Below are 19,763 nucleotides of genomic sequence, written 5' to 3'. Positions count from 1 at the left end.
CGGTTAAAAACCGGCGTCGAAGATAAGAACTAAAGTTAAATTTTTTGCATGCCTGCCGCATCCCCTGACATATAATCCTATGGCTTTATGCCGGCCGCTGTTTTCTTCCACATCAACACATATGTAACTCATAGAAATGATGCTCAAAAAATCATACCCAAAGGCAGGACAGTACAGGCTGGCTGTCAAATAAGTTACCGGGCAGTACAAATTGGCAGGAAAGGGCAAAAAAAAGTTAACAAGTTGAAAAGTTCACAGGTTCACGGAAACAGGGGTGAGCCTTATCAACTGATCAACTTATTAACTGATCAACTTAAGAATTAGCATCAATTCCGCATCATGCGCACTTCGCCATACACAGGCCCAACCATATTATGAGCCTTTGGCTGAAACCGGATGGTCACCTTATCCTTTCCTTTGGTTAATTCGGCCGGAACAGGATATACAATATCATAGAACTTACTGGCCTTGTATTTATTAATATCTTCTGTAGCAATTTTTACATCATTGACCAGTATGTCAAAAGCTCTTCCCCGGTTATCCATTCCCCAGTATGTACATAACAAGCTGTTTGTTTTGGCCGAATCGACCTTCATGGTGAAGGTAATGTAGCCGCCGGGTTCGGCGATACGCCACTTTCTGTTATGTTCTTCGCCGGTAATTGTTTTATCACCGCTGAAAGCATGGTCCCTTTCGGGCTGCATTTCGCCCAGTCGCAACAGATCAACAGTCGCTTCTTCTATATCGCGCCTTCTTCTTTTTTCAGCTTCATACACCTTTTGTTGTTCGGCCCAGCTTTGCGGAGTGAATTCATCCCAGTACACGCTGTAATATTCATTCTGTACCTGGTTAAAGGGCATCAGCGTAATATCCTGCGGACGGCCTGCATTCACCGATCTGAAAATAAGCGACTGACGGTTTTCTTCTTTTAACCAAGATGCCGGATTGTTATCGGTTGTTACAAAAACGGGAATGCCGGTAACCGGATCAGGTTCTTTTTCGCCCAATACGCCAGCCAGCACTACGGGGCCATAAAATACAGCTACACGGCCGGCGTTATCGGGCATGGCATTCGTGTACAACTGAAGATCGGGCCTGAATTCGATTTTATCGCCGGTTTTCCAGGTGCGGGCAATGGTAAAATATCCGTTTTCAATTTTTACATTTGTTACCAGCTGCCCGTTCACTGTTACCGATACCTGCTGTTTTGACCAATGCGGATTTCTGATGCGCAACGGAAAAGATACCGGTTTGGCAGCGCGAATCGTAAATGTTATGTTATTATCGGCAGGCAGTTTTGTCTGCTGCTCCAGCACAACTCCTTTTTCTTTCCAGTTCAATTGCGAGGGGATAAACAGGTTCACATATAAACTGCCGTCGGTACCCTGGAAATAGATGCTTTCGCCGTATTTAACATGGTTTTCCATACCCGATCCCACGCAACAGGTAAATGTATTGAACGAATCGCTGAACTCTTTTTTAGTGCCCATACGCAACGGAACAAAATAACACATCATGCCGGTGCTGTGGTTTTGCGACGACAGAATATGATTGTACAATGCCTTTTCATAATAGTCCATCAACGTGCCTGAGGGCTGCAATGCAAACAAATGCCGCGTTAGTTTCAGCATATTGTAGGTATTGCAGGTTTCCATGGTATTATCGGTAAGCATTTCGTTCAGCTGCCCCGCAGGTCCCAGGTACTCGTAGTTACTATTGCCACCCGGAGCATAGGAATGATCGTTTACCACCGTTTGCCAAAAGAAACCTGCAATGGCTTTGTCTTTGGCATCACCGGTTAGTTCATACCTTCTGATGCAACCAATTACTTTGGGTATTTGTGTGTTGGAATGTTTGCCGGGTAAAATATCTTTTTGCAGAGCAAGTGAATCAAGTATTCGTTTGTCGTGGAATTTGTACGACAGATCGAGGTATTTTTTTTCGCCCGTTAAAGCGTAGGTATTTACCAGCACATCGTTCATGCCGCCGTATTCACAATACAACATGCGCTGCAGCGAGCTGTCGGGCAAATTGCGAATGGTATGGGCTGTCCAGTCGGCCATACCGGCTTCAATGGTCAGCGCTTTTTTATTATCGCAATACAAATAAGCGTCAAGCAGGCCTGCCATAATTTTATGCACGGTATACCAGGGCGACCATGCGCCGTTGAGATCAAAACCTCTGGAACGGATGTTTCCTTTTTCTACTTCGGCCCAAACACTGTCTTCTTTGGGAATGGCGCCGAGGTAGCCATTTCGCTTGGGAGCGCAAACGGCCAGTTCATCAACGATATAATTCACTTTATCTAAAAACTGTTTGTCGTGGGTTGATGCATAGTGCATGGCGCAGGCCGACAAATAATGTCCAAGGGTATGCCCTGCCAGTCCTTCCGATTCCCAGCCTCCATAGCGTTTGCCCTTTGCCGGCAGGCCGGCATGTTCCCTGAAATCGGCCAGCAGGCGATCGGGTTCTATAACCAGCAGATAGCGCACATCGGCTTCCATGGCGGTTTTAAACGGACCATCGAGCAACTGCACATCCTGCAGGTTAAAGCTCCAGGCTTTTACCGGCACCACGGGTTTTACTTTCATTTTAGGCTGCTGCTTTTCGGGAACGTAGGATTGAGCGAATGCACCCGATAAGAGCAGCGTTAGCAGAGAAGTAGAGATAAGATTTTTTTTCATAACAATAATTAACTCGCGCAAAGGCGCGAAGCAGTTTGTGGTTTGAAGTTTGTGCCCGCCCGGATGACCCGGTCGGACGGGGTTTGTGGTTCTTTCGGTGAATCATACTGTGCGACTTTGATCCTGTTATCATTCTATGGTGTGGGGAGGTAATAATGATTTTCCAAAGCGCGGTAGCAACTACAAGCCTCAAACCACAAACCAGAAACAGGGCCTACTGCCTATTGCCTGCTACTTATAAAACCTCCATTCAGCTTTATAATTCTTCGGCAAATTCTGATTGGTCAAAATAGCCCTTACCAAAGCAACAGGCATATTGTTTTCGTGGAGTATCGAATCGTGAAATTGGCGGTACGTCATTTTACCGCTGTCGACCAGTTCGTGCTTCATAGACATAAACTGTAATCCGCCGATCATATAGGCCAGCTGGTATAAGGGACCGTAGCCTCCGGTAAAGGAGCGGCGCACCTCGCCTTCGGCATTGGCGCGTTCGTGCCCTACCCTGTCGACCAGAAAATCGATGCATTGCTGCGGCGTCCATTTGCCCAAATGATAGTTCAATGAAAAAATAATCCGGGCGCAACGGTGCATCCGCCAGAACAACATACCAATACGGTCTTCGGGGCTTTGCGGGAATTTCATATCCCACAATAATAATTCCCAGTACAGCGCCCAGCCTTCGATCCAGAAAGGCGTATCAAAATTGCGATAGGATTTATACCGGCTATTCATAAAGAACTGTAAATGATGGCCGGCTATTAATTCATGATGTACAGTAGCCCGTGAAAAATGCGGATTGTTGCCACGCATGCTCATCATCTTATCATCTTCTTCCATGGTATTGGTGGGATAAGAAATGCTCAATTCCTCGCCACCGGTAAAAAACGGATTTACGAGCTGGCGTTCGGGCGTCATCATAATCATGCGCCAGCTTTCTTCGGCAATAGGCGGAATGGTAAGCAGGTTGTTCTTTTTCAGAAAATCAACCGATTCATTGTACAGTTTCATGATGGCCTCGGGTTGTTTACCCGGCGCCACATAAGTATTCTTTACTTTTTCAAGCGCCTTCTTCCAGTCTTTACCAAAGCCCATTTCCTGCGATGCCTTCAGCATTTCGGCATCGCACCAGGCAAATTCCTTATTGGCAATATCAACCAGTTCTTCGGGTGTATAGGGAATGAACTCCATCTCCAACTGCCGGATAATTTCATCTTTACCGATGGGATAGCCAACAATGCCGCTGCCATCATCTTTACCGCCCGGCGCTGCTTTTTCTTTTTGTTGCCAAAGTTTCAGATAAGCCGCTAAACTGCTATCGAGCTTTTTATAAGTATCGGGTATCCACCACGTATAGGCAGGATCATAGCCCATATAAAACTCATACACATTTTTTGCGGCAGTCATTAATCCTTTGGTAACCCCTTCGGCGCGGCGAATCAGCTGTATTGAAATGGTAGTATCTTTTTCAAGCACATGCACCAGTTTATCAATTGTGGCTGTTATTGCTTTCATATTCGCCGCCCATTGCTGCGCATCGGGCTGGGTACCGCGACGGCGAAACTTTTCCATATCGTAAATAACGGCAGCAAAAGAAAACCAGGAGCTGAGCTGATTAAATTCTTTTTGCTCTGTTTCGAGCAACCTCAACCGTTCGTTGAGGTTGCGGTTGAACAGAATATAATCTGCCCGGCTGCCCACCGGCAGCGATTCATAATTCAGTTGCTGCAACTGTTTCAGGTAATCGCTGGTTAATGTAACAAACCGGGTGCATCGCTCAGGAGAATTTTCTACAAAATAAAACCGGTTCAAACTGCCGCGATCGGCCTCATATTGCACCATCAGGTTATTTACTTCACTCGTTTGCTGGTACAGCACCGATTGAGCAGTAGACGAAAATGTAGTTGTCATGCAAAGAATGGTTACTGCAAACCCCGCAGCAGTTTTTTGAACACACATAAGCGTGAATGGTGAATGGTGAACGGTCAATGGTTAATCGTGAAACGGCAAACGTGAATCGGTGGATCGGTTGCAGGTTTCAGGTTCCAGGGCTTTTCGGAGCAGTTACTCCCTGTACCTTGTAACCTGCAACTTGTACCTTGTGCCTTCTACTTTACTGCTTCTTCCAACACATCAGGCAGCACCGGACGCGCAGCAATGCCATCATTGATTATTTTCAGAATGCGTTCGCGTTCTTCTCCTACAAGGGTTAACCGCGGCGCGCGCACATATTCCGATCCCAGGCCTACCTGCGCTTCGGCCAGTTTAATATACTGAACCAGTTTGGTGTGAATATCCAGTTCAAGCAACGGCAAAAACCAACGGTAAATAGTCAGCGCTTCTTCAATATACCCTGCTTTTATCAGGCGATAAATAGCTACGGTTTCGCGGGGAAAGGCACATACCAGTCCGCCTACCCAGCCATCGGCGCCCATCAGCAGCTCTTCCATCGCCAGGGTATCTACACCACATAAAATTTTATAGCGGTCGCCGAACCGGCTGATCATGCGGGTAACGTTCGATACATCGCGGGTTGATTCCTTTACCGCCTGAATGTTTTCGAATTGCTGCAACTCTTCGAATAATTCAAGGGTAACTTCTGTTTTATAATCAACGGGATTATTGTAGATCATAATAGACAAATCGGTTGATTTTGCCACTGCCTTAAAATATTCAAACGTTTCGCGGTGATCGGTTTTGTATCGCATAGGAGGCAGCAACATAAGGCCGGCTACCCCCCAGCTTTTTCCCAATGCAGCCAGATTCACAGCTTCTTTGGTAGAGCCTTCGGCAATATTTAAAATAACAGGAATGTTACCGGCTTTTTCAATAGTAAGTTTTACAAGCGTTTCCTTTTCCCCGGTGGTAAGGGTGCTGGCTTCACCTAAACTGCCGCCTAAAATAATTCCATCTACACCGGCATCGAATTGTGCCTGCAATCCTTTTTCGAACAGTTTAAGATCAAGCGTGTCATTGGCGGTAAACTTAGTGGTGAATGCCGGGATAATCCCTTTCCATTTTATACTCATCTGTATTAATTTTTAATAAAGATATTATGAAGCCGGTAGTTAGGTATAGCCTGTTTTAATCAGTTTGTTACCAATTTTAACAAGTAGGAAATAACACTTTTATATTCAACATTCGATTCAATATTTAATATAGTGAAGGATTGATCATTTATTTACCAATTTTAACCTGCATGACCTTAAATTGATAATATTTTGGTAATATTGGTAAATAAGACCAGAAAGGACAACAGGGGAACATCTGCTCACCGGTGGTTGTTCCCCTTATCCGCCCCTGCCATATAATTAATCCATTTTGTACCGTATTGCTTTGCTTCCCAAACAAATCATCAAACATGAAAGTTGTTCAGTTTACAATACCGGTTTCGCAGGAGCATTCTATAATGGTGCAGGAAGACAAAATGCCTCATTTTTATAACCACCTGCACCGGCATAATGAAACCCAGATCACCTGGATTATTAAAGGCGAAGGCACCCTCATTGCAGGCACCTGTATGAAGCGTTTTCAATCGGGCGATATTTATATTTTCGGCGCCAACCAGCCACATATATTAAAAAGCGATCCGGTTTATTTCGACAAAAACAGCACCCGTGAAGTGCATGCGCTAACGGTATTTGTTGATTTGCGCGGTCCCTTTGGCAGGATCCTCGATTTGCCTGAAATGAACAACGTAAAAAAATTCATGGAGGCTACCCGTACGGGCATACAGGTACCATCTTCTTACCAGGGTGCTGTAATTGAAAAGATACTTATGGTAAAAGAAGCCAGGAACGGCATTCGCCTGGCCTGCTTTATTCAGTTGCTGCAAACGCTATGCGGAATTAAAAAATATAAAACACTTTCTTCAACCCATACCGAGTACGCCATTACCGAATCGGAAGGTTTGCGCATGAATGATATTTATCAGTATACAATGACGCATTATACCGAAAACATTTCCCTTAAGCAAATTGCCGATGTGGCCCATCTTACCCCACAGGCTTTTTGCCGGTATTTTAAAAAGCATACCTTAAAAACATATGTTGCTTTTTTAAATGAAGTGCGCATCAATGAAGCCTGCAAAAAAATAGTATCAGAAAGCTTCGACAGTCTGGCTTCTGTGGCCTATCAAACAGGTTTTACCAATGCCGTTACATTTAACCGCGTATTCAAAAAAATAACAGGCCAGCCACCGAAGAAGTTCCTTAATGAATACATGCAAAAAGTAAACTAAAGCCCCGATGTAAGAAGTAGGAAGAACCCGTTTTTCGATTGCTGATTTTGTGATTTGGAAATTTTGGGATTTCATTTATAGCAGGCTTGTTTTCCAAATCTCAAAATCTCTAAATCTCTAAATCCCTAAATCAGAAATTGCATCGTCCTGCTTCATCTTACTATTATTACTACTGTATCATCTCCTGATTGACACTCCCCAAAGAATGCATCTAAATAATATGTGTTTGCCCCAAAACTTTGCTTTTAATTTGGCACACCTTCAATAACCTGCGCTTCAAAAAGTAGCTCAAACACCAGATTTTCTCTAAAAACAATTAATCCAATTGCATAGCCTTATCAGCTAACCAGTTCAGGGGTGTGCCAACGCACCTCCGGAATGTTTTGCGCCTATAGGTCGCCGGTTACCCCCATGCCTGCATGTGTGTAATCTGCGGCCAAACCCTTAATTCCGGGATTTAAATACAATTCATATGGAAAAACGATTACCCAAACCGTTTACACTTTTTTTGTTCTTTTTTTTATTAAGCAATTATTTATCGGCTACGCCGGAATGCCCCATCATTTCAGGCAAGTTCAGTGCCGCCGACGGTACTACAGTTGATAACTCGGCAACAGGCTGGTACCTCGATGCAACACATGTTGCCAGTACCGGTTACTTTGCGGTGAAATCAAACCGGCTGCATGCCCAGGAACTGGGTGGCGAAGGCATCTGGTATTCGCGTGTATTTTCAACCGCCGGCTATTCCGACTTTCAGGTAGCCGTAAAAGTCACTGCCGAAGGCGATATGAACAGTTCGGAGTATGTGAAGATCTATTATAAAATAGATGGCGGCGCCGAAACGCTGCTCGATTCACGTACCGGTAACTTCGGCACCATCGATTTCACATCGGGCACCCTCACCGGCAGCAACGTACAGCTGATCGTGAAAATTTACAATTACAACAACGGCGGATCGCAAACTTCGAAGTATTATATCGAAGAATACCGCGTGTTTAAAGAAAAAGGTCCCTGCGCCGTTTCGGCCATTTCAGTAACCGCAGCAGCAGCCAATTCGGGTGTGCTTACCTGTAGCAATCCGTCGCTTGCATTGTCGGCAACAGCCACAGGTTCGGGCACCACCACCTGGAGCTGGAGCGGACCAAACGGATATACATCCACTGCGCAAAACCCCACCATTTCTACAGCAGGCACCTATACGGTAGTTGCTACCAACAGTACCGGCACAGGTTCTGCCAGCGTTACCGTTACCGAAAACAAAACACCTCCTGTAGTTACTGCTACCGGCGGGGCATTGGCCTGCGGTTCGTGTGTTACCATCAGCGCCACCTCCGATATCAGCAATGCCACCTATAGCTGGTCGGGCCCCAATAGTTTTAGTTCTACTTCACAAAACCCAACAGTTTGTACGGCCGGCACCTACGTTGTTACCGTTACCAATCCGGCCAATGGTTGCACAACCCAGCAATCTGTTTCGGTTTCGGCCAGTGCGGTATCAACTTTCTGGCTCGAAGACTTTAGCGGCTTAAGCAATGGCACTACCTCCGATGCAGGCGCAACAGCCTGGTCAACTTCCGTTACCGGCTCAGGCACTTACTCGGTTCAAAGCAATGAGTTCAAAGTATCATTCAGCGGCAGCCAGGGCGTCGGCATCTGGACTTCGCAATCGATTGACATTTCATCGAAGGCAAATGTTACGTTTTCGGTTGACCTGCGCAGTGAAACTGCCTCATCCGGCGACGTTTTCGAAACCACCGATTATATTCGGGTGTATTATAAATTAAACGGCGGCGCCGAAACTCTGGTGTATGAAGACCTGGCAGGTTTAGGATCAACCACCAATACCACAGCCACCGCTACGGTAAATTCTGCCTCCCTGAACGGCAGCACGCTGCAGATCATTATTAAAACAAGTAACTCTGATCCCACAGAACGTTACTACTTCGATAATATCAAAGTATCAGGCTCCAATGCGGGCACAGCCACCATTACCCCAACAGTTAACGGTACAGTAACCTGTACAGCTACCGCTCAGTTATCGGCAACAGCGAGCAGCAGTGTTACGGCATGGGCATGGACAGGCCCCAACAGCTACACTTCTTCGGTACAAAACCCGGTGGTAAGCGCCGGCGGACAATACGTTGTAACCGCCACTTTATCTTCGGGCTGCATGGTATCGGGTACCATAACGGTGCCTGAAAATAAAACAGCACCGGATATTACAGCTACCGGCGGAGCGCTCGCCTGCTTATCGACCATTACATTGAACGCAAGCTCAACGGTAAGCGGCGCCACCTATAGCTGGACGGGCCCCAACAGCTTCACCAGCACTTCAAAAAATCCGTCGGTAAGCACAGCAGGCACCTATGTTGCTACAGTAACCAACCCGGCTAATGGTTGTACCGCTTCACAATCGGTAACCGTTACTACCGGCACTGCCGCAGCAACGGCTTTTTGGGTAGAAGATTTTGCAGGCCTCAGCAACGGAACCACATCCGATGCCGGCGCTACGGCATGGACGGCCACTACCAGCGGCACCGGCACCTATTCTGTTCAAAACAATGAATTCAAAACATCTTTTAGCGGCCAGGCCGAAGGCGTATGGACTTCGCAGGCGGTTGACATCTCAGGAAAATCGAGTGTAACATTTTCGGTTGACCTGCGCAGTGAACTTGCTTCTACCAGCGATGCTTTTGAAACAACCGATTATGTTCGGGTGTATTATAAATTAAACGGCGGCGCCGAAACCCTGTTGTATGAAGACCTGGCCGGTATAGGAACTACTACCAATACCACCGGTTCTATTACGGTTACTTCCGGCGCCCTTACCGGCAGCACCCTGCAGGTGATCATCAAAACCAATAACTCAGATCCTACTGAGCGGTATTTCTTTGATAATATAAAACTCACCGGCGCCGATAAATTATCCGAAACGGCTACAGCGTCTGCCAGCGGCATTATTACCTGTCTCACGCCTTCGGCATCGCTGACCGGCTCATCTGCATCAAGCGGTTTAAGCTATAGCTGGACAGGACCGAACGGATATACTTCTACCCTGCAAAACCCGTCTGTTACCACCGGAGGTATTTACACATTAACTGTGTTCAACCCATCAACCGGTTGTAGCGGCACCGATACAGCTTTTGTAGCAGCCGACACTACGCGTCCGAATGTAACTGCATCGGCCAATCCTATACAGCTTACCTGTACTGCTACACCGGCTACACTCACAGGCGGTTCATCTACTTCGGGTGTAAGCTATAGCTGGAGCAACGGAACAGGCGTAATTGCTACCACGGCTGTTACTTCAGTAACCAATCCCGGCACCTATATCTGTACAGTTACCAACCCGGCCAACGGCTGTTTGGCATCGCAGCAGGTAGTGGTAACGCAAAACATCACACCGCCACCGGCCATAACGGCAAGCCATAGTGGTACGGTTACCTGTAACACACCCAACGCAACCATCAGCGGAACGGTATCGGCCTCAGGACTTACCTATAGCTGGATAGGACCCAACGGCTTTACTGCTACTTCGCTGACCGCAACTGTAACAAGAGGTGGAACGTATACGCTTACGGCTACCGACCCCACCAACGGTTGTAATACAAGTGCCGCCACAACAATTGACGAAAATACCGTTGCTCCCGGCGAAATTTCAATGAGCAATCCGGGTACCATAACCTGTTTAACAAGCAGTGTTACACTTTCAGGCAGTTCTTCTTCGTCGAACGTTACTTACCTGTGGACGGGCCCCAACGGATATAGCTCAACTTCAACAACGGCTACCGTTACACACGGGGGCACCTACACATTAACAGCCACTAACCAGGTTAACGGCTGTAAATCGAGTAAGTCTGCCACAGTAGTGGAAAACACGACTGCTCCTGTGATAACTATTACCAATACAAGTCCGTTAAGTTGCACCAACCTAACGGTTACCTTAACGGCAAGTACTACCTCAGCCAATCCTTCTTATTTGTGGATAGGCCCCGAGGACTTTGTTGATGTAGCGCCTACTATTATTACAAGTACTGCGGGTACTTATATCGTAACTGTAACTGATCAGTCGAACGGTTGTATCGGCACCGGGTACACCGAAGTAACAGAAGATTACAGCAACTGTCCTGCACGGAAAGCAACCACATCCAACAGCACAACAGCTACTTCTGTGGTTACTAAGTTTACTTATTCGGCATACCCCAACCCTGTTACGGGCAATAGTGTAATTGAATTTGCAACACCCGAAAATACAGCGGCAACGGTTCGCCTCTTTAACAGCTTAGGCATTTGCGAAAAAGTGTTGTTCAAAGGAAATGCAGCAGCCGGCCAGCATTACCGGTTGGCGGTTTCTGCCGCACAATTACAGGCAGGTGCTTATTATTATATCATCAACGCCAATGGAAAAGCATACAGCGGAAGATTGATTGTAGTAAAATAATATCTTAAACACCTAAAAAATCCCCCCGATGCATCGGGGGGATTTTATTTTAACCAAACCCTAAAGTTCAGATCACTATGAAACAGTTACTCATCACAGCTTTATTATTTGCATTTGCGGGTAACCGGCTACAGGCCACACCGCGTTTCGGAAATTTGGCAAACGAAACAAATGAGCCATATGCAGGTACAGGAACTACTATACCTGTTACGGCTTCGGCAGACAACAATGGACTGCTTACCTGCGCCATTAAATCAATCACCTTATATGCGAACACTACAGTAACAGGCGTTACTTATCACTGGACAAGCACCAATGGTTTCGAATCTGATTTACAAAATCCCACCATTACAGCAACGGGAACCTATACGGTAAAAGTTACCGGTTCAACAGGATCGGGTAAAGCCAGTGTAACTGTTACCGAGTACTTAACCTGTCCCGATGCTACCGCTTTTGGCAGCTCAATCGCCTGTATACCGGGCGCTTCGCTATTTGCAACTTCCCAAACGCCCAATGTTCAGTATAGCTGGGTTGGCCCATATTATTTTACCAGCACATCACAACGGCCAACAGGAGTCATTTATCCCGGCACTTACACCGTTACCGTAACCGACCCGGTGAACGGATGTTCCACTTCCAAAACAGCTGAAGTAACTTCTGCTACCATCAACACCATATGGGCGGCAAATTTTACGGTACCCGATGGCACCACACGTATCGATACGGGCCTGTATCGATGGACTGCAACACATAACGGAACCACTACCACTAAGTTCAGCCCTATAAACTATGAATTCAGGGCAGGCAATATGGGCGCCGGTAAAGAAGGCATCTTTACAACGCAGGCGATAAATATTGCCGGCAAAGCAAACGTAGGAATTGCCGTACATGTTCGCAGTTATGTTACTTCAGGTGGCATGTTCGAAGCAGATACTACGTCGATCGGCGATTACTTAAAACTATATTATAAACTGGATGGCGGCCCCGAAGTTTTGTTCGGCGAAAATATCGGCGCTATTAATAACAATTATGAAAATTACACCACTGAATCAACGGGGCCACTGTCGGGTAGCACCGTTCAGATAATCATCAGAGCCAGGGCTACAGAATCTAATGAATTTTATTACTTCGACAATGTTACCGTAACCGGTGCAAGTGGTGTTGATTTACAGGCAGGCGTTGCCGGTAATAACATGATCACCTGTACAAATAATACCGTAACACTCAATGGCACTTCGTCTTTAACGGGTGCAACTTATAACTGGTTTGGCCCCAACGGCTTTACTGCTACAGAACAAAACCCAACTGTAAGTGCTGCAGGCACCTATACCCTGCTGGTAACCGAACCCACAAAGGCTTGTACCGATACAGCCAATGTTATGGTAACGATAAATACCACGGCTCCCGTTGAAATTTCCATGAACAATCCAGGCAGCATTACCTGTTTAACCCCCAATGTTACGCTATCGGGTATATCTTCTTCTTCGAACGTTTTGTACCTGTGGACCGGTCCTAACGGATATAGTGCGGCTTCATCAACGGCTACCGTTATACATGGGGGCCTTTACACATTAACAGCCACCAACCAGGTGAATGGTTGCCAGGCAAGTAAATCTACCACGGTGGTGGAAAATACTACAACTCCCGTAATTACTATTGCAAATACAAGTCCGTTAAGTTGCACCAATTCAACCGTTTCCTTATCGGCTAATACTACAACAGCTAATGCAGCTTATTTATGGATAGGCCCCGAGGATTTTGTTGATTTTGCACCTGCTGTTACTACAGGCATCCCGGGTTTTTATATCGCAACCGTAACTGACCAGAGTAACGGTTGTACCGCTACAGCATTCACTGAAGTAACGGAAGATTATTCAGCTTGTTTAGGCCGCAAAGCAACTACCACTGAAAGCACAACGGCCGGCACTGCTGTTACGAAGTTCACCTTTACAGCGTATCCCAACCCGGTTACAAGCAACGGAGTAATTGAGTTTGCCTCGCCCGGTAACACGCCGGTAACCGTTAACATGTATAATGCTTTAGGCATTTGCGAAAAAGTATTGTTCAAAGGCAATGCAGTCGCCGGCCGCCAATACAAAGTCGCCGTTCCTGCAGCGCAATTACGCGCAGGCGCGTATTATTATATCATCAATGCAGGTGGCAAAACGTATACGGGCAGGCTGATGATCGTGAAGTAGGTAATATATTGTTTGCATAGCTTAAGTGGATATATCAAAAAGAGAAGCCCTGTTTTATACAGGGTTTCTTTTTTGAGCAACCTGAATAACCATCTCTTTAAAACGATAATTTTAATTCTACCCGCTCCGGATCAAACATACACCCGCACCCGATCTCTCTATTTAGCAGCAATGCATCAAAATAAGAATCTTTTTCTAAGAGCGCACTTGCAAATAATTTATAATCAATTTGTTATAGTATAGCATTTGTTTTTTTAAAAAAAACTGACTGTACATTTTTTAGCGGCTTGTCACTTTAAGAATTCCTGAAATGCAATTGCTTCTATACTCCGTCGCTTTTTTCCAAATAAATTAAAAGCCCAGTCAACTATTTTTATTCCTGAAAGATTATGGCATTTCATCCGGAAAAAAATAATTATTGTTGAAGAAAGGGTCAGTATTCCAATAACCAAAACAGATGCTTTGATGCCAAAGGCATCCGCTACAGCACCCGTAAGAATAGCCCCAATAGCGTAACCCATATCCCTCCAAAGACGAAACACTCCCAGGCTATTTGCCCTGTCTGCCGGATGGGTGTTTTCTGCTACTGTTGCAAGAAATGTAGGATATACCATTGCTGTTCCCCAACCAAGAATAGAGGAAAGGATAATAAAGTGAGTCATTGTTTCGGCAAATACCAGGGTAACCAATGCCAAACCCTGCAATAACATTCCCCCAAAAAGTAAATCTTTCTTGCAGAAATAGTCAGCCATCCTTCCGGTAAACAATTGCCCAATTCCCCATACGGCAGGATAAACTGCGGTTACAATTCCGATTTGCCCAATAGTAAAACCTTTTGATGCCAGCAAAACAGGGAACAGCCCCCATGCCATACCATCATTTAAATTATTGATTAAACCTGCCTGCGTTACTGAACCAAGATTCTTATTCTTCCAGGTTGTTTCCCAAAAAATCCTTTTTAACCGGGGAATGTTGCTTTTAGTTGTTTCGTAAGAAACATGATGTTTGGTATCTTTTATCAATAACCAGCTTGCCAGAAAACCTGCAAATGCCAATACAATGCCAATATAAAAAGGATAAGGACGTAACCCGTAAAGGGAAGCAATCCATCCTGTGCAAAATGCAACCACAGCAACGGCAACGTACCCGGCAAATTCATTTAGTCCCATTGCAAAACCTCTTTGCTTTTCACCCACCAAATCAATCTTCATCACTACGGTACTGCTCCAGGTAAGGCCCTGGTTTATACCTAACATAACGTTTGCAGCAACAATCCAGTTCCAGCTATTGGCAAACATCAAAACAAACGGAACCGGAATTCCAAAAAGCCAGCCAATAGTTAAGAGTTTTTTTCTTCCTGCTTTATTTGCCAAAGCACCAGTGAAATAATTTGTGATTGCCTTTACTATGCCGAAAACGATAATAAATGAAAAGATGGCTGTTTTGGCAGCAACATGAAATTCCACTTCAGCAATACGGGGGAGGATGCTTCTTTCTAAACCAACCATCCCTCCGACAAAAGCGTTTATAATTACTAATAATGTAAACTGCTTCCAGTTTTCTTTTAAACCTAATTTCACTGGCATCCTGTTAATAGCATTTTAAATCGAAATAATTTCAATACATATGAAGCCGGTAAAGCAATAACGAACAAACCATTATTGCATCGTTGGATAATTTTTGTTTATCCAGTCAATTTTTATATTGTGTTCGAGGTTTAGCAATTTGTGATTTGTGAAATTCATATCATTTAGCAACTTAAATGCAGGCCGGATATTGGGGCAATGCTCGAAAGGACAACACCCGCAATAGATAACAATGTTTTCATCTTTAGATAGTTTATTGAGTTGCTGCTTTAGTTTATCGAAATTTTCTTTTTCTTTAACAGGGCCTATGTCAATTGAGCCTTTGATAATCGCACCAGGGCCAATGCTTAAAATTACAGGTTGCTTTTCCGACGGGTTGTTAATGATTTTCGCTAAATCGGCTGGTGCAAGCAACTGTTTGGAAGTCCAGGGTTCACCATCGTTTCTTTGCCTGAAACTGTTCAATGCCAGTACTGAAAGTAAAAGAGCCGCGACTAATGGCAGAAAGAATTTGTATTTCATATTATTAATTTTATAAAACCAGGTCGAATTATGTAATAGCTATTGTTTTAAGATACAGCACATCTGTTAGCACCCGCTTCTACGTCAACAGGGTTGATGCCTTCGTAATTCCCCAGAATATTTTTTTCAGCAATGACAAGAAAGTTGGGTGGCGTTGGTGGTATTGCCTGAGTGCATCGGTTGTTATGGTGGGAATGTTTTGCATAATAAAATGGTTTTAAGATTCTTCAGGAATTTCAACAGGCAACCCTTGCATTTTCCAGTCCGGAAAGCCTTCAATAAGCCTCTTGGCTTTAAAACCTTTCTTGACAAGCAGGTTCACCGCTTCATCTGCAAACACACAGAAAGGGCCTCTGCAGTAAGCAACATATTCTTTATTCTTTGGCAGTTTTTTAATTCTTGCTGAAAGTCCCTCGAAAGGAATATTGATTGCTCCGGGAATATGGCCATTTTTAAATTCTTCCACCGGGCGAACATCCAGCACAACTACATTTTTTGATTTCATCCTCGTTAATAATTCTTCCATTCTAAGCGCTTCGAGGCTGTTGCGTTTTTCCCGAAAATCTTTTATAAGCTTTTCCATTTCTGCTATATGTTTCAGCCCCAACTCCCTTAGCGTTTGCCATGATTTATATATTTCTTCATGAGCCAGTTTATAGTGAATAAAATTTCCTTCCCGTCTGATTTCTACCAGGTTGGCAGCCTTTAATACCTGAAGATGTTGTGATGTATTGGCAACAGACATGCTGGTTTCATCCGCTATTTCTTCTACTGATTTTTCGCCTTGTCCCAGCAAATCCACAATTTCCAGCCGGTGAGGGTTGGCCATTGCTTTGATCATTGTCGCCAGGATGGAATATGCCTTATCCTTAAAAATTCTTTTCTCCATTTTTTACAATTGTTCACTAAAAGTACGTAAATTCAACTATTCAATATAATTATTGAATAGATAAAAATAATCTCCCTTTTGCTTTCTTCCAATGAGTGAATAAAAAGCCTTAGCCTGATAAAACACAGAAAAACAGGCAAAACATGAAATATACTTTAGCATTCATTGGCATCATGCTTATTGTATGTGCAGGCACTGCATTACATGCCCAGGATAAACAACCCATGATCGGGCAGCCAGCTCCTTCCTTTGAATTGAAAGGTGTTGATGGCAATAACTATTCACTGGCACAATTGAAAGGCAAGTTGGTGATGATTCATTTTGCTACCACATGGTGTCCTTTCTGCAACGCAGAAGCCCCCAACCTGGAAACGCTTTACCAGTCGTACAAAGACAAGGGAGTACAGGTATTAATCATTGATGTAAAAGAAAGTAAGGAACTGGTAACACAATCTCTTAAGCGGTTTAATTTTTCATTTCCTGTATTATTAGACGAAGATGGGAAAGTGGCTACAGCCTTTTCTCCAACAGGTGTTTTGCCCGACCTGGCAAGAGATGAAGTGGTTTTAGCCTCAAACATGATCATTGACAAGGAAGGGAAAATCTGTTTCTATTCTTTACTGAATACTGCTGCGTTTGATGCCAAACTCATCAGCGCCCGCAAAAAACTGGATGAATTACTCAGTCAACAATAACTATGATCTTTTGGAGCATCATACTTATTGCCTGTTTTATAGGGATGAATCCTCTACAGGTAACAGAAAAAGATATAGTAAGTGTATCTGTAGATAACTCCTTATTAATATCCGGAAAGAAAAGCGTTGCAATTATACGTGTTAAGGTTAAAGAAGGTTATCATATCCAGGCCAATAAGGTAACCAATGAATCACTGATTCCTGTTTCGTTAGAGGCAACCCCAAACCGGTTCTTTTTTATAAATAAACCGTTTTTTCCTCCTTACCAATTGTTTCGCCTGGAAGGTACTGAAGAAGCGCTGAACGTCTTTGACAGCATTTTTATCGTTCAATTACCGATCAAAGCAATGACTACCACTAAAGAAGGCAGGTACTTCGTGAAAGTCAGAATCAGATACCAGGCATGTAATGCCAAAACCTGTCTCTTTCCCAGAACTATTAATTTTGAACTACCTGTCATTGTAAAAAAACATAAATTGGCCGACTAATACGTCATTATCTACTTGCGGTGAACTTTTCCTTCGGGATAGCGGTTAAAGGCATCCGGTTTGCCAGGAGGGGCAATTTCAAATTTGAGCTTTAAGGTAGATGCGTAAGTCATTAAGATAGAATGGAAAAAAAACTAACACTACAATCAACAATCACTTGCCCCATCTGCGGTTTTCAGAAGGAAGAAACCATGCCAACAGATGCCTGCCAATACTTCTATAAGTGTACCAATTGCGAAGCCTTACTAAAACCTAAGCAGGAAGATTGTTGTGTGTTTTGCAGCTATGGCACAGTGGTCTGCCCGCCAAAACAGATAAATAAATCTTGTTGTAAATAATATGAAAATGAAAAAAACATTCCTGCCCTTCCGGTTCAGGACATAAAAAGCAATGAGATTTTCGACGACCCGGTTGCGGCATCAAAACCAGGTCCACCCTGCATTTGGTGAAAGATAAATGCGAATAAGGGCCAGACGATGCAGGTGGTAAAACGTATACTGGCAGGCCATTTTTTCCACTACGACGAAGCAGATATTCGTAAAGCACTCGCTGTAATGTATGGTGAAGATGAACCGGAAGATTGATCTTTTGTACAGGCATACCGGCTTTTTGCAACATGAAACTTATGTTGCCAAAAGCCGGTATGCCTTTCTGCTGCCGCATTAAGTACAATTTTACTTACTACCCGTTTTTGTTGCTTTATGTAAAGCAATACTCCCCTCTTTTTAGTATTCCGGTTTATTGGTCATTAGAAACAAAAATTTCAGGCTTTTGGGATTTTTCAGGAAATCCACCTGCCGTTTTGAAGCACACGGTTGCCACTTCCGTGGGGTTGTGGTCGTATTGTGGTCGTATTGCCGTGCCCTCTCCATGCCCCCTTAGGGCACGAAAAGGGCAACAAAAGGGCAAGCCAATAGCACGCAAATACGAACAGAAGGGCACGCCGGGGGCACGCGAAGGGCACCAGGGGGGCACCAAAAGGGCAAGCGGAGGGCAACAATAAGGCACCACGAGGGCAAGCCGAGGGCACCAGGAGGGCACCAACAAGGCACCAAACCATTAAAATCCTCACTTCTCAATTCTGTATTCAGAGCCTATACGTACAAAGTATTTCCCAAAAGCAATCTACAGGGAGCAGGTTATCAGCTATAAACAAAAGGGCACATAACAGGCTGTAATCAGGCGACAAATACGCCAAAAGCGGACAAATGTGAGTATAAACGAGTATTAATGAGTAAAAGTGAGCGAATGTGAGCAATTGCGAATGGCCCCTTTTTTTACCGCTTTATGTTTGTGATGGAAATCGGCCAATGGATATACCGGTTACTTCAAAGGTTTGTTTCCGTTAGTAAACCAATTTGTTCACTTTCAAAATCATGTTTTATGGGACGAATCAAACAAGGACCTCTTGGTAACGTTTCGGGAAAAGTAGGAAACGTAACTATTTCAAAATGGAAAAACAAATCCGTTGTAAAAGAGCGTCCATCCGAATCGAGCAAGCCCCCTTCTAAAAAACAACAGGAGCAAAGGGCTAAAATGACCGTAGCAGGTCAGTTTATGCGCACCGTTAAAGAAGTGGTAACTCCATGTTATCGCGACTTAACGGTTAAGATGACAGGCTTTAATGCCGCGGTAAGAAACCTGATGAAGTTCGCTATTACGGGTCAGTTTCCCGACTATGGCATCGACTACAGTCAGGTGCTGTTATGCCGTGGCGAAATCAGGCAGGTTTTTAAACCTACCGCTTCATCTGCAAAAACTGATACCATTACGTTTACCTGGACCACGGGTAATGGTATTGGCAAATCCAGGCCCGGCGACAAGGCCATTCTGATTGCGCATTGCGAAGCCATGAAGGTTAGTGCGTATACGATAGATGGCCCGCCACGCAGCGCCGGTACCGCTGAGCTGGAAATGCCCGGCTTTGGTGGACAGGTGGTGCACACCTGGGTTGCCTTTATCTCGGCCGACGGGTCTGAAGTATCAGACAGCGTATATGCCGGCGAGGTAACCATCACGTAAT

At 44.6% G+C, this 19,763-nt stretch carries 15 protein-coding genes; 8 read left to right on the top strand and 7 right to left on the bottom strand.

The window, feature by feature from the left end; translation table 11 throughout:
- Positions 1 to 326: 326 nt before the first annotated feature.
- From AC59IL_RS30050 to AC59IL_RS30040, 3 genes are all read right to left on the bottom strand, one after another.
- Entirely contained in the window at positions 327 to 2,684 is a 2,358-nt protein-coding gene (locus AC59IL_RS30050; protein WP_496555941.1) for a beta-L-arabinofuranosidase domain-containing protein, read from the bottom strand.
- A gap of 231 nt (positions 2,685 to 2,915) precedes the next feature.
- Complete coding sequence (locus AC59IL_RS30045) at positions 2,916 to 4,592, bottom strand: DUF885 family protein (RefSeq protein WP_496555940.1); 1,677 nt, start codon at positions 4,590 to 4,592, stop codon at positions 2,916 to 2,918.
- 197 nt (positions 4,593 to 4,789) lie between these two features.
- A complete protein-coding gene (locus AC59IL_RS30040; protein WP_496555939.1) occupies positions 4,790 to 5,710 on the bottom strand; it encodes a dihydrodipicolinate synthase family protein in 921 nt (306 codons plus the stop codon).
- A gap of 332 nt (positions 5,711 to 6,042) precedes the next feature.
- Here AC59IL_RS30040 and AC59IL_RS30035 point away from each other — a divergent pair, with 332 nt between their 5' ends.
- The 3 genes from AC59IL_RS30035 (at position 6,043) to AC59IL_RS30025 (ending at position 13,560) form a co-directional block, all read left to right on the top strand.
- Positions 6,043 to 6,921: an AraC family transcriptional regulator gene (locus AC59IL_RS30035; protein ID WP_496555938.1), complete on the top strand. Its 879-nt coding sequence runs from the start codon at positions 6,043 to 6,045 to the stop codon at positions 6,919 to 6,921.
- Between the two features lie 472 nt (positions 6,922 to 7,393).
- A complete protein-coding gene (locus AC59IL_RS30030) occupies positions 7,394 to 11,362 on the top strand; it encodes a T9SS type A sorting domain-containing protein (protein ID WP_496555937.1) in 3,969 nt (1,322 codons plus the stop codon).
- A 77-nt stretch (positions 11,363 to 11,439) separates the two neighbouring features.
- Positions 11,440 to 13,560 (top strand): T9SS type A sorting domain-containing protein, encoded by a 2,121-nt coding sequence (locus AC59IL_RS30025; RefSeq protein ID WP_496555936.1) that lies wholly within the window; start codon positions 11,440 to 11,442, stop codon positions 13,558 to 13,560.
- 290 nt (positions 13,561 to 13,850) lie between these two features.
- On the opposite strand, the gene AC59IL_RS30020 is transcribed toward AC59IL_RS30025, so the two are convergent.
- The 3 genes from AC59IL_RS30020 to AC59IL_RS30010 all read right to left on the bottom strand — a co-directional run bounded on the left by AC59IL_RS30020 (position 13,851) and on the right by AC59IL_RS30010 (position 16,557).
- Positions 13,851 to 15,146: an MFS transporter gene (locus AC59IL_RS30020; RefSeq protein ID WP_496555935.1), complete on the bottom strand. Its 1,296-nt coding sequence runs from the start codon at positions 15,144 to 15,146 to the stop codon at positions 13,851 to 13,853.
- Between the two features lie 72 nt (positions 15,147 to 15,218).
- Positions 15,219 to 15,668 (bottom strand): rhodanese-like domain-containing protein, encoded by a 450-nt coding sequence (locus AC59IL_RS30015; protein ID WP_496555934.1) that lies wholly within the window; start codon positions 15,666 to 15,668, stop codon positions 15,219 to 15,221.
- A gap of 217 nt (positions 15,669 to 15,885) precedes the next feature.
- A complete protein-coding gene (locus tag AC59IL_RS30010; protein WP_496555933.1) occupies positions 15,886 to 16,557 on the bottom strand; it encodes a metalloregulator ArsR/SmtB family transcription factor in 672 nt (223 codons plus the stop codon).
- A 143-nt stretch (positions 16,558 to 16,700) separates the two neighbouring features.
- Here AC59IL_RS30010 and AC59IL_RS30005 point away from each other — a divergent pair, with 143 nt between their 5' ends.
- The 3 genes from AC59IL_RS30005 (at position 16,701) to AC59IL_RS29995 (ending at position 18,078) form a co-directional block, all read left to right on the top strand.
- On the top strand, positions 16,701 to 17,252 hold the full coding sequence (locus AC59IL_RS30005; protein ID WP_496555932.1) for a TlpA family protein disulfide reductase: 552 nt from the start codon (positions 16,701 to 16,703) through the stop codon (positions 17,250 to 17,252).
- Positions 17,253 to 17,254: 2 nt separating this feature from the next.
- The gene (locus AC59IL_RS30000; RefSeq protein ID WP_496555931.1) at positions 17,255 to 17,740 is read left to right on the top strand and encodes a hypothetical protein; all 486 of its coding nucleotides are present in this window, start codon (positions 17,255 to 17,257) and stop codon (positions 17,738 to 17,740) included.
- 122 nt (positions 17,741 to 17,862) lie between these two features.
- A complete protein-coding gene (locus AC59IL_RS29995; RefSeq protein ID WP_496555930.1) occupies positions 17,863 to 18,078 on the top strand; it encodes a GDCCVxC domain-containing (seleno)protein in 216 nt (71 codons plus the stop codon).
- On the opposite strand, the gene AC59IL_RS29990 is transcribed toward AC59IL_RS29995, so the two are convergent.
- Positions 17,993 to 18,358 (bottom strand): hypothetical protein, encoded by a 366-nt coding sequence (locus AC59IL_RS29990; protein WP_496556043.1) that lies wholly within the window; start codon positions 18,356 to 18,358, stop codon positions 17,993 to 17,995. The two genes, AC59IL_RS29995 and AC59IL_RS29990, sit on opposite strands and share 86 nt — an antisense overlap.
- 7 nt (positions 18,359 to 18,365) lie before the next feature.
- Between AC59IL_RS29990 and AC59IL_RS29985 the strand changes: the two genes are divergently transcribed.
- Together AC59IL_RS29985 and AC59IL_RS29980 are read left to right on the top strand one after the other, a co-directional pair.
- Positions 18,366 to 18,743, top strand: coding sequence for a hypothetical protein (locus AC59IL_RS29985; RefSeq protein ID WP_496555929.1), 378 nt, complete (start codon positions 18,366 to 18,368; stop codon positions 18,741 to 18,743).
- A gap of 380 nt (positions 18,744 to 19,123) precedes the next feature.
- On the top strand, positions 19,124 to 19,762 hold the full coding sequence (locus AC59IL_RS29980) for a DUF6266 family protein (RefSeq protein ID WP_496555928.1): 639 nt from the start codon (positions 19,124 to 19,126) through the stop codon (positions 19,760 to 19,762).
- The last annotated feature ends 1 nt before the right edge of the window (position 19,763 follow it).

This window comes from Niastella sp. sgz303648 (assembly GCF_059587045.1).
This window is presented reverse-complemented; position numbering and strand designations above follow the sequence as displayed.

Coding starts and splice junctions, on each gene's coding strand:
- AC59IL_RS30050 (WP_496555941.1), bottom strand. CDS start 2,684: ATGAAAAAAAATCTTATCTCTACTTCTCTGCTAACGCTGCTCTTATCG.
- AC59IL_RS30045 (WP_496555940.1), bottom strand. CDS start 4,592: ATGACAACTACATTTTCGTCTACTGCTCAATCGGTGCTGTACCAGCAA.
- AC59IL_RS30040 (WP_496555939.1), bottom strand. CDS start 5,710: ATGAGTATAAAATGGAAAGGGATTATCCCGGCATTCACCACTAAGTTT.
- AC59IL_RS30035 (WP_496555938.1), top strand. CDS start 6,043: ATGAAAGTTGTTCAGTTTACAATACCGGTTTCGCAGGAGCATTCTATA.
- AC59IL_RS30030 (WP_496555937.1), top strand. CDS start 7,394: ATGGAAAAACGATTACCCAAACCGTTTACACTTTTTTTGTTCTTTTTT.
- AC59IL_RS30025 (WP_496555936.1), top strand. CDS start 11,440: ATGAAACAGTTACTCATCACAGCTTTATTATTTGCATTTGCGGGTAAC.
- AC59IL_RS30020 (WP_496555935.1), bottom strand. CDS start 15,146: ATGCCAGTGAAATTAGGTTTAAAAGAAAACTGGAAGCAGTTTACATTA.
- AC59IL_RS30015 (WP_496555934.1), bottom strand. CDS start 15,668: ATGAAATACAAATTCTTTCTGCCATTAGTCGCGGCTCTTTTACTTTCA.
- AC59IL_RS30010 (WP_496555933.1), bottom strand. CDS start 16,557: ATGGAGAAAAGAATTTTTAAGGATAAGGCATATTCCATCCTGGCGACA.
- AC59IL_RS30005 (WP_496555932.1), top strand. CDS start 16,701: ATGAAATATACTTTAGCATTCATTGGCATCATGCTTATTGTATGTGCA.
- AC59IL_RS30000 (WP_496555931.1), top strand. CDS start 17,255: ATGATCTTTTGGAGCATCATACTTATTGCCTGTTTTATAGGGATGAAT.
- AC59IL_RS29995 (WP_496555930.1), top strand. CDS start 17,863: ATGGAAAAAAAACTAACACTACAATCAACAATCACTTGCCCCATCTGC.
- AC59IL_RS29990 (WP_496556043.1), bottom strand. CDS start 18,358: ATGTTGCAAAAAGCCGGTATGCCTGTACAAAAGATCAATCTTCCGGTT.
- AC59IL_RS29985 (WP_496555929.1), top strand. CDS start 18,366: ATGTTGCCAAAAGCCGGTATGCCTTTCTGCTGCCGCATTAAGTACAAT.
- AC59IL_RS29980 (WP_496555928.1), top strand. CDS start 19,124: ATGGGACGAATCAAACAAGGACCTCTTGGTAACGTTTCGGGAAAAGTA.